The sequence below is a fragment of the Chamaesiphon sp. genome (assembly GCF_041738855.1).
In the GTDB taxonomy this organism is placed as follows: Bacteria; Cyanobacteriota; Cyanobacteriia; order Cyanobacteriales; family Chamaesiphonaceae; genus Chamaesiphon.
Window position 1 is genome coordinate 1 of the sequence record NZ_JBGSPA010000102.1, and the last position, 9,558, is coordinate 9,558.

12 protein-coding genes and 4 pseudogenes are annotated in these 9,558 nt (G+C 43.0%); 4 read left to right on the top strand and 12 right to left on the bottom strand.

Features of this window, described 5'->3' with window-relative positions; all coding sequences use genetic code 11:
* Window positions 1-72: 72 nt before the first annotated feature.
* The 7 genes from ACEW9I_RS09805 to ACEW9I_RS09835 form a co-directional block, all read right to left on the bottom strand.
* The gene (locus ACEW9I_RS09805) at window positions 73-408 is read right to left on the bottom strand and encodes a hypothetical protein (protein ID WP_373540164.1); all 336 of its coding nucleotides are present in this window, start codon (window positions 406-408) and stop codon (window positions 73-75) included.
* Between the two features lie 370 nt (window positions 409-778).
* Window positions 779-1,090: a hypothetical protein gene (locus ACEW9I_RS09810; RefSeq protein WP_373540165.1), complete on the bottom strand. Its 312-nt coding sequence runs from the start codon at window positions 1,088-1,090 to the stop codon at window positions 779-781.
* 22 nt (window positions 1,091-1,112) lie between these two features.
* Window positions 1,113-1,550, bottom strand: coding sequence for a ferredoxin (locus ACEW9I_RS09815; RefSeq protein WP_373540166.1), 438 nt, complete (start codon window positions 1,548-1,550; stop codon window positions 1,113-1,115).
* 3 nt (window positions 1,551-1,553) lie between these two features.
* Entirely contained in the window at window positions 1,554-1,943 is a 390-nt protein-coding gene (locus ACEW9I_RS09820; protein ID WP_373540167.1) for a DUF1257 domain-containing protein, read from the bottom strand.
* A gap of 63 nt (window positions 1,944-2,006) precedes the next feature.
* Window positions 2,007-2,213 carry a DUF2997 domain-containing protein gene (locus ACEW9I_RS09825; RefSeq protein ID WP_373540168.1) on the bottom strand — a complete coding sequence of 69 codons (207 nt, stop codon included), beginning with the start codon at window positions 2,211-2,213 and terminating at the stop codon, window positions 2,007-2,009.
* A gap of 359 nt (window positions 2,214-2,572) precedes the next feature.
* Window positions 2,573-3,718 (bottom strand): 5-(carboxyamino)imidazole ribonucleotide synthase, encoded by a 1,146-nt coding sequence (locus ACEW9I_RS09830; protein WP_373540169.1) that lies wholly within the window; start codon window positions 3,716-3,718, stop codon window positions 2,573-2,575.
* A 168-nt stretch (window positions 3,719-3,886) separates the two neighbouring features.
* Entirely contained in the window at window positions 3,887-4,384 is a 498-nt protein-coding gene (locus ACEW9I_RS09835) for a pentapeptide repeat-containing protein (protein WP_373540170.1), read from the bottom strand.
* Between the two features lie 339 nt (window positions 4,385-4,723).
* Here ACEW9I_RS09835 and ACEW9I_RS09840 point away from each other — a divergent pair, with 339 nt between their 5' ends.
* The 3 genes from ACEW9I_RS09840 to ACEW9I_RS09850 are packed head-to-tail and all read left to right on the top strand — an operon-like array spanning window position 4,724 to window position 5,673.
* Window positions 4,724-5,077, top strand: a complete 354-nt coding sequence (locus ACEW9I_RS09840; protein ID WP_373540171.1) for a phage holin family protein — start codon at window positions 4,724-4,726, stop codon at window positions 5,075-5,077.
* A 43-nt stretch (window positions 5,078-5,120) separates the two neighbouring features.
* Complete coding sequence (locus tag ACEW9I_RS09845; protein ID WP_373540175.1) at window positions 5,121-5,330, top strand: transposase; 210 nt, start codon at window positions 5,121-5,123, stop codon at window positions 5,328-5,330.
* 34 nt (window positions 5,331-5,364) lie between these two features.
* Window positions 5,365-5,673, top strand: a complete 309-nt coding sequence (locus ACEW9I_RS09850) for a hypothetical protein (protein WP_373540172.1) — start codon at window positions 5,365-5,367, stop codon at window positions 5,671-5,673.
* 84 nt (window positions 5,674-5,757) lie between these two features.
* Here ACEW9I_RS09850 and ACEW9I_RS09855 read toward each other — a convergent pair.
* The 3 genes and pseudogenes from ACEW9I_RS09855 to ACEW9I_RS09865 form a co-directional block, all read right to left on the bottom strand.
* A pseudogene (locus ACEW9I_RS09855) lies at window positions 5,758-5,940 on the bottom strand (glyceraldehyde 3-phosphate dehydrogenase NAD-binding domain-containing protein); the annotation flags it as partial.
* Between the two features lie 19 nt (window positions 5,941-5,959).
* Window positions 5,960-6,800: pseudogene (locus ACEW9I_RS09860) on the bottom strand (NAD(P)-dependent oxidoreductase); the annotation flags it as partial.
* A 61-nt stretch (window positions 6,801-6,861) separates the two neighbouring features.
* Entirely contained in the window at window positions 6,862-7,119 is a 258-nt protein-coding gene (locus ACEW9I_RS09865) for a hypothetical protein (protein ID WP_373540173.1), read from the bottom strand.
* Window positions 7,120-7,337: 218 nt separating this feature from the next.
* Between ACEW9I_RS09865 and ACEW9I_RS09870 the strand changes: the two genes are divergently transcribed.
* Window positions 7,338-7,742, top strand: a complete 405-nt coding sequence (locus ACEW9I_RS09870) for a MarR family winged helix-turn-helix transcriptional regulator (RefSeq protein ID WP_373540174.1) — start codon at window positions 7,338-7,340, stop codon at window positions 7,740-7,742.
* A gap of 398 nt (window positions 7,743-8,140) precedes the next feature.
* Here the strand turns inward: ACEW9I_RS09870 and ACEW9I_RS09875 are convergent.
* Both ACEW9I_RS09875 and ACEW9I_RS09880 read right to left on the bottom strand, forming a co-directional pair.
* Window positions 8,141-8,614: pseudogene (locus tag ACEW9I_RS09875) on the bottom strand (universal stress protein).
* Window positions 8,615-8,757: 143 nt separating this feature from the next.
* A pseudogene (locus tag ACEW9I_RS09880) lies at window positions 8,758-9,465 on the bottom strand (ISL3 family transposase); the annotation flags it as partial.
* Window positions 9,466-9,558 lie beyond the last annotated feature (93 nt).

Genomic DNA, 9,558 nt, shown 5'->3' on the forward strand with positions numbered 1-9,558 from the left:
AATTGATCCTACGTCAAAGCTATGGATTTAAGAATTTCGATTTGATGAAAGAGAAATTATTAGCTTGCTTATTTAAATGATTTCCGCTTCGCTCCAATCCTTTAAATAAGCAATACTTATCACCAGAAGGGCGTGAGAGCCACCTATCCCAGCACCAGCAACTAGAAACGGATGAGCTTTGACAAACTCAATTATTTTAAGGAGAACAATTTTCCCAATACCATAGACTTTACCCGTAACTTTTTTAGTAAAAGTAATAAGTTCGTGTAAACGAATGACAACTTCCGGTGGCAATCCAAGCTCTTGTATTTCTGCATACAATTGACTGCTGGTAATTGAGTCAGCTTCTGCATTCCAAAGAGCAAGCTTTAAATTTGACTGTGCTACGGATAATTTTTGATTTTCCATGATTGCCTTTAATACACGACATGCCACTACTTAGTTCTGACTAGACAAGTTTAACTAAAGATGACAGTATATAACCTCGCTAAAATTACCTAAATTATACAATCCTCAAGCAAACTTACTGACAGTATATAGAATTAGCTGATGCACTATTCACCTATCGATCTTCGGGTTATCGATTGCAGGGGGAACGCTTCGCAACCGATGTTAATGATTTTAGTAGCCAAAATTCGTAGGTTGGGTTGAGCGAAGTGAAACCCAACAGCTACACCCATATTCCAAAAATGTTGGGTTTCATTCTTCAACCCAACCTACCCTAAAAGATTCATCTACTCAAAAAGGATTGCATCTTCATCACCGATCGATCCCAATATCATATCGAACCACAAGCCCCAGATTCATTAATCCGAAACGTATAATGAAGTTTTCCTGGATGTTTCTCTCGACATTGTAATGATGCTACTTCTAAATCGCGATCGATAAAATATTCGCCACGATCGGGTTCGATTGCGATGAACCAATTGTAATGAGTCGCGATTAATTCAGCTTTGACTCGATCGAATATGGCGTAACAACGCTGATAAAAAGCTTCACTTTCAGCTTCTCGTTCGGCTTTTTGTTCGGTAGTCCATTGAATTTCAGGAAAGATCCGTCCGCGAAGACGTGTAGCTGTAGTTTTAATCATATTTTCAATCGAGTCTGAAATTCTATTTCCCCTGATTCAGTTTGCGGCGACGTACTCTGGCAGCGATTGTAGCACGATCGACAGGGAAGCCAGCCATGGGAATTTCTTGATATTGACGCTCTATTTCTAATTTCTTTAACTCGGTATAATCCACCCATTGGATACAATTAACCGGACAAGTATCGATCGCTTCTTGGATCGTATCTTCTATATCGCCATCTTGACGAACTACCCTCGCTCTACCATGTTCTGGCTCGATAAAAAACGTATTTCGCGCCGTATGAGCGCAGTGGAGACAACCGATACATGTCATCTCATCCACATATACGCCCTTTTGTCGCCATACCCCGCCAAGTTCTGGCTCCAAACCCGATCGATCTTCCGCATCCCGCAAGAAGCCGCCTAGCTCTGGCTCGAATCCTGATTGGTTGCCATTCAGTGGTGGGGTAAAGTCACTCACGATCTAAGCACTCCAGCGTTGGACTACAAGCTTAATCGAACCATCTTGTTGGTTACTTTCTTCGGCGACTTGGAAGCCTTGTTTGGTTGCTTCTGTCACAACGGTATGATAAGCATAACGTTGAGTAACTTGACTGATAAAGCGATCGACAGACCAATTTTGTTGCCAGAATTGTAAGTCGGCAATTAGTTCGTACTCATTATTGCCATTGCTGCTAAAGCCGATATCATAACCATTTTCCTGCTCGATCACGACGGCTGCTGTCCGCGTATCACCTTGATAGCCACGCACTGCTTGAGGGCCAGTTTTCCAGTCGATACCTAGATCTGTTAATGCTGCGGTGAGGGACTCTACATTCCGAATCTTGGTTTTGATGTTGCTGAAATGTGACATATATGTGTGGGTAGAGATGAATAATTTATAACTTGAGGCTCGATTTATCTGCCACCTTGTTAGTTACCAAGTGGCTTGATTAGTGGCAGTAGCAGTTAGTTCGAGGTTCCGATCGAAATACTCCGCAGTTGGTGATTGGGAGACTACATCCCCTAGTTCAGATTCGATCGCTGCTGTTACAACAGTACAAGACTGACCCACTACACCAGTGACTTTTTCCTGTACTCTTCCATCAGGGTAGATGATAAACTCTAGCGTCTCCATGCTCATCGGTTACGAAAATCTTCCAATATTGTGGTTAATTGATATTATATTTAGTCTGAGCCAAATAGTTTAGACTCGATCGGTAGATAACATTTAAGGATATCTCTGGTTGAGAGAAATCAATCGCCCATTAAAATCTTCTCGCGGCACAGACTGCACCCAAGAACCAAAATTTTGGAAAATTTGGTAAAAGTTATTACTTGCATTATAAGCAAATTTCTCCTAAATGAGATACTACGTCAAGTTTCGTAAACTTTACTTATCCTCTCTCCCCAAGCATGGATGAGCGATCGATCGTGTGGGGCATAAATATCTGTAGACTCAGATCGCCAATATATGTCTACTATTAATGATGTAAGTAGACATTATTCATCCCAAATTGCGGCTACTTGTCGTGCCAAATTTTCCGCTTGTGCGCGATAATCTTGACGATCGCTTTGGGGATCTGTACCGACGAGAATCGTCACATGACCGAGTTTGCGTCCTATTCTCGATTCCTGTTTCCTGTACCAATGGACGTATGAATTAGGGATCGCTGATAGTTGATGGCGTTTGGCTAAATAATCGCTGTGAGTATCTTCATAACCCAATAGATTTACCATTACAGCACCACCGCAGGTAAGTGCTGTGCTACCCAACGGTAAACCAGCAACCGCCCGAATCAGTTGACTAAATTGAGAAGTAGCGCAAGCTTCGATGGTGAGATGTCCTGAATTGTGAGTGCGCGGTGCAATCTCATTGACTAATACTTTCCCATCGCGGGTGGCAAATAACTCAATTCCAAACACGCCGAATGCGCCTAGACTAGTTAGTAGCTTGGACGCGATCGAGTTGCAGGTTTGGACGATCTCCTCAGGCAAATCCTGGAGTGTGAATACCCGCCGACACACTTGGTCTTCCTGTTGAGTCTCCAGGATGGGATAGGTAACAACGTCACCATTGACACCTCTAGCGGCGATGATGGCTAACTCGCGATCGAATTCAACAAATTCTTCAATCAGAAATGGTGTGTCAGGATAGCGATGGTAAAGGTCTGTTAGCGCAGATTTATCCTTGATAATAAATGTCCCCTGTCCGTCATAACCATTGCGGCGGGCTTTGATAACGACGGGAAATTCAAACCCTAACGGTAATTCCGAGTCTGTGAGTGGGGCAAACTTAGGCACGGGTAAACCCAGATCTCGCAAATAACAGCGTTGGGTATATTTGTCTAAAAGCGGAGCTAGGGCTGCTAAGGGCGGTATAAAGCAGACATCTTCTGTCGTAGCAAGTTTTCCCAATCTGTCTAAATCGACAAACTCGTTTTCAAAAGTAATTACGTCGCATTTAGTCGCTAGAGTTGCTGTAGCTGAGACATCATCTACCTCAGCCAATACTGTTTCTACTGCCAATCCGACAGCCACATCACTGGTATGGGGAGTCTGGATGACTAATTCTAGCCCTAATTCCTGGGCGGCACTAGCCATCATCCATGCTAATTGTCCGCCGCCGATGACACCAATTCGTTTCATTTCAATCCTTCAACCAACTTAACGAAAATCAGGGGTAAGATTCCTGTTTTGGGGCGGAGATCTTTACCCCACCCCAGATCTCCCCCGATCGAGGGGAGGGAGCAAGATCTATAAAGCCCCACCTTTACAAGGGGGGTTGGGGGGTAAAACCATCCCCGCAGCCTATATTTATTTACAGGCGAGAGAGTCGCGAGTAGAGATCCCCGTTTTAGGATTCACACCAGTCGCAATCTTGCAGAGTTCCTTCTGTTGCAGCTTCCCTAAGATCGCGTCGGTAAAATCTGCTCCAGCAATATTGACATCTGTGAATGTCGATCGTAGCATCATCGCCTCAGTAAAAACAGCATCACTCAAATCGGCACCAACAAACCGAACTTGATCTAGTAAACCTTGCGTGAGATTTGCACCGTGGAGATTTGTCCGGTTTAGGGTTGAGGAACTGATCACTACGCCTGTGAGGTCTGCGCCAGAAAAATTGGTATCATCTAGCTTGGCAGTGGTGAATACTGCTGTCTGTAAGTTTTTGCCAGAAAAATCTTGACCGTTTAGTTCGGCATTATCATAGGAGAGCATTGGCTTGTATTGAGAAGTTCCCCCCGCCGCGATCGCATGACTGGGAAAAAAGATTAAGATCGAAGCAAAGATTAAGGTGATAATAGTAGGCATATTTTCTGGCAAACAGTAAGCAGCGATTTGGCAAAGCCGACGCTGTGCGAACGCAAGTAGGGAGGATTGAATTTCGGCATTAGGTGCCAGACTTGTACGATCCTTAACATGCACAGTTTATCGCAAAAATCGGACGGGCGATCTAGAACTGACGTTAAAATCGGTCGATCGAGGTAAGATTGTTCAAATCCACTGTTCCGACTCCATCTAACCACAAGCTCTTGAAGCCACGATCGAGATGACGATTGCCAGTTGTTTAGATGAAGAAGCATTAAGTTTTGAGGATTATTTGCTGGCTATACGTCTAAAAGATTCTGCTGCTAATAGTTACTAGCCACCATGTTCAAATTACTGATTAACTGGGTTCTAAATGCGATCGCGTTCTTAATCACACAGCGGATTATCGACCATTTTTTGCCAGGACAATTTCATCTGCGAGATATTACAACGGCATTGATTGCGGCTCTATTGTTAGGTTTGATAAATAGTACCGTGCGTCCGGTCCTCCAGTTACTAACTTTCCCTTTGACAATCCTCACATTAGGACTATCCTCACTCGCGATCAATGTCCTCTGTTTGGTATTTGTATCGCGGTTTGTGCCTGGATTTTATATTGCTGGTATCGTCCCCGCTATTGCTGGATCGATCGTACTGTCGATCGTCTCAACTTTGCTAAACTGGTTTGTTAAGTAGAACTCTCTCAAGTTTGTACTGCAAATTTGTCAGGATGAATACCATGATTTACCCAAGTAATCGCTGCCTTAGTGGAGTTACAGAGGGACTCAACACAAGAATTAAATTGATTCTCCGTCAAAGCTATGGATTTAAGAATTTCGATCTGATGAAAGAGAAATTATTAGCTTGCTTATCACCAGAAGAGCGGGAGAGCCGACGTGTACTGTTTTCAAGCGAGAGCCGATCGGATATCGACTCCCCCTCAAGCTAAAATAGAAAGGTACAGTTGAAACGAGGTCAAACCTGTGGCAGTTAGCCAGCGACGTTACAGCAAAGAAGAGTTAGCTAGACGTGGGCAAGAACTCTATGAATCTGGCATTCAACAACAAGTCGAGGTGGGCAATGATGGTAAAATTGTGGCGATCGACATCGAAACAGGAGCCTTTGCTACCCTAAATCTACCTTGGAGTGCTTCTGATATCCTAACCTTGGGCGATGGCAGCCAAACCCTGTTTGATATTTACACTGCAATGGTGATTTGGGATGGGCAGTATCGAGAGATCGATATTGCAGCATCAGAAACGGAACCCCTACTAGGAATGGCATTGCTCTAAGGTTATCGATTGCAGGTTGATAATATTGAGGGCGGTATCGTCAAAATTGAAGAGCTGTGATTCCGTAAAATATCTATCGATTCAAATCAGTCCATCTTTTCTTGCCATAGTGCCGTGGGTAGAGTCGTATTTGAACAGGTAGGCAAGGTTATCTGCAGGAACGAGGTCATTCACACCGACTAATTCTAATTCAGGATGCTTGATGGCAATCTGCGCCACTAGCCGTCCGATTCGCCCGAAGCCATTAATACCGATTTTGAGTGTCATTTTAAGTTAATTCCTGAATCTAAATTTCATTTTCACAGGGCTGTGCTTGTTCTATTTGCCTGATATTTGCTAATGTCACTTGGGCAATCGCCTGCATTGCATCTTCAGTAAAAAATGCCTGATGTCCCGTAATCATCACATTCGGGAAAGTCATCAGACGAGCAAAGGTATCATCTTGGAGAAGTAGACACGATCGATCTTCAAAGAATAATGCGGATTCTTGTTCGTGACATCTAATCCTAATGCGCCAATTTCGGATGATTTGAGTGCAGTAATAATCGCATCTGTATCGATTAATGCGCCCCGACTGGTATTGATTAGCATTATATGGGGCTTCATTTGGGCGATCGTCTGCTTGTTAATTAAGTGATAATTTTCGGGAGTTAACGGACAGTGCAGCGTAATAATATCTGACTGGGAAAACAATTGGGATAGCTCCATATATTGGACTCCGATCGTCTCACATTGGGGATTGCAGTAGGGATCGTAAGCGATAACTTTGCAACCAAAGCCCGTCATGATTTGGGCGGTGACGGTGCCAATTCTGCCCGTACCAATAATCCCGATTGTGCGCCCATGTAAATCGAATCCGAGCAATCCTTCGAGCGAAAAATTACCCTCACGGACGCGGTTAAGCTGTTTTACATCTAAATCTTTTGACTGAATCCCTTACGGCAAAGATTCTAGAGGACAAAAAGAGTGTTTTAAATGTTTGACAGCTTATATGATCGATGTAATTTGCGATTGAGTGTCAGGATGAGTCCCACAGTATGTTCGGCGACGGCATAAGGGGAGTAGGCGGGAACTCGGACTAATTTGATGCCCAGATTTATTGCTGTCTCCACATCGACATTGTTATACAGCACTTCCGGCTGTCACGAGGTACACTTTTTTATCCTTAGCCTACTTGCTGAATAGCTTTCATGAACTAGGCTGTACCTCATAGCTGCCGGAAGTGCTGTATCCGGCACAGCGCAAAGCAATTAGGCTGATATGATGGCTAGCGAGAGATTCTAATGTGTCTTTATCGACTTCATCATTAACAAAGATACAAACGGCGGTGGCAGTGTATCGATCGGGTCGAGCTTCTAAAAATATCAGTTGATGTTGATGTTGGGCATTAGCGGCTGTAAAAAATTGGCGATCGTATGACTTGGTACTAAAAATAGCAACTTTCACGGTTCATTTTCCTCAATACTTGTCATCTTAGGTTTAAAGCGTGAGAATTTCGTGAGGTAATCATATCTATTCAGTCATTGAGCAGATTCTGGCTTTGCCCCTCAATCAATAGCACTACACCCAGCTATATCTGTGCAAAAAGCTCTAGTGGGTCAAACAGCTTTGATTTCTAGCCCATAATAGATTCTAATTAGAATAGTCTTCATGAATTACTCATTATGTCTGTTGTTGCTCCAATCGATCAAGCGTCAAATGAACCTTTTCTACCAGTCGTGCGGGAGCTAGCGAGAGCGTATCAAGCTTTCTCGGCTTATTCCGAGGCACATGTAAGGCAATTCGATCTGACCCCAGCCCAATTTGATGTCATTGCCACATTAGGTAATACCAATGGTCTTTGCATGGGCGAGTTGGGTGGGAAAGCCTTGATTACCAAAGGTACTTTGACAGGAGTGATCGATCGATTGATCCAAAAGCAGCTCGTCTGTCGTGAAACCCTGTTGGAGAATCGCCGGAGTGTGATCGTACAATTAACTCCTGAAGGTCAACAGGTATTAGATCGAGTCTTCCCCGCTCATATCGCTCACCTGAAAGAACGCTTCGATAAACTTGATGCCTTAGAATAGTCTTGATTCGGAGGGAAATATGAATATTACGATTCAAGATGTTCCATCAGTTTACTCAAATCGGACACAACGGCTGTCAAAGTCCTCAATCGATCTGGCTACAGTACCTTATGCAATCTTAGTTTTGCGGAACAGAATTTTGGCAATAGCTCTAGCATATTCTTTCAGTTCTTGTTGCTCTTCTGGACTCATTTCAACCTCTTATTAACGCTCTGGCTCTTATCTCATCATACTGCGATCGAGCCTTTACTCGCTTCTGTACTTTTGATAGTACTTCTGTTCGCTATCTGTCGATCGGATATTTTACTCCTCTCGATCGAATAAAAACTGGGATGCTCCCTTGGCAATTGCGTCTCGATCGGATAAACCAATGGTTTTATATAGTCATAACTCAGATCTTATTTATCCATCAGAACAGAACAAGGCGCATGATGAAGGACATAATTACCGACGCTGCCTAACAGCAACTCGTTGAGAGCAGAAATGCCCCTGTGTCCCATCACAATGAGATCGGCATCCTCAGACTGAGCAAATTCACAGATTTTGCGACCGGGGCCACCAGCGATCTGGTGGAATTCAGTTGTTACACCTTCAGCCGTAGATCGATCTGCCAGCGATTTTAATAGATTTAAACTGTGTTGTTCGTACGTTTGCCACTGTTCTCGATATATTTGCAGCGTGTCACCATCCGCAGCTTAAAAATACTCCAACCCAGTCGGCAGCGGGATCGATCGACTATTTTGTTCCTCGAAAGATAGAACATGCAAGATTAACAAATTAGCTTTGTCAGCCTTTGCAATATCGAGTGCTGTCTTAAAAACATCATGGCTCATTTCTGAGCCATCTATTGCCGCCAAAATCTTCTTAAACATCTTAATTTCCGCTATTATTAGTTTGCTTAACTCTGCGATTAGCGATTCCCAGTCCTGCAACGTTCGGCTGCGGCACGCGAACGGATTGGCTCTCCTGTACTTAGGGTGATAATTTAAACTTATTCAAATGATCGGAGCGGAGATTATTTGAATAAGCAAGCCAACAGTTTTTCTCTCATCGATTTGAAACTAGCAAAACCGTAACTTTGGCTGAGAATTAACTTAATTCTAGTATTAATACCTTCGGTGACACCACTCGTAGTTCTATTTAAGAAATAATTAGCAATCTCCGGCAAATGTTTCTCCAGTGTATCAGCTATACTCGGAAAAAACATCCGCGCATGTGATAACCATTTCTTCATTTTTCTAAATCCAGCTTTAACTGTCAAATTACTTTCATATATCTGACTTAATTCTTCTTTAAAACAATAAGCAATTTCTAATCCAACTGAGTTCTGAAATAAGTCTTGTAATTCAGTTCTCTCTAACTCATTCAAATCCTCATTATTTTTAAGTAGCAATATTTTATTTTGCAGCCCCTTTAATCCCAGTTGTAACCGAATTTGATTCAGTGCCTTATGAATTAACTTCATTACATGAAATCGGTCTATAACAGTTTTGGCATTAGGGAATACTTCTTTAATAACTTTTGGGAATCCGCCCCACATATCCACACAAACTTCTTCGACAGATGCTCTCATAGCCTCTGGTTGCTGCTTTAAAGCTAAAATAATATCTGCACTTTTGTGAGAGTCAATTACTTCTAATAAAGAGCCTTCATCTAAATTGGTTACGATTGTTGCAAAGTTACCTTTTCCTTTTCTTCGACTGAATTCATCTAAACTGAGCCGTTGCGGTGTACCCCAGTCTTGCTTGGTGCGCTAAACCGTCGGGAAACCCGACGAGCGCGCATCCGCTTTTTTTTAGTTCTCTCTCCGCTATGC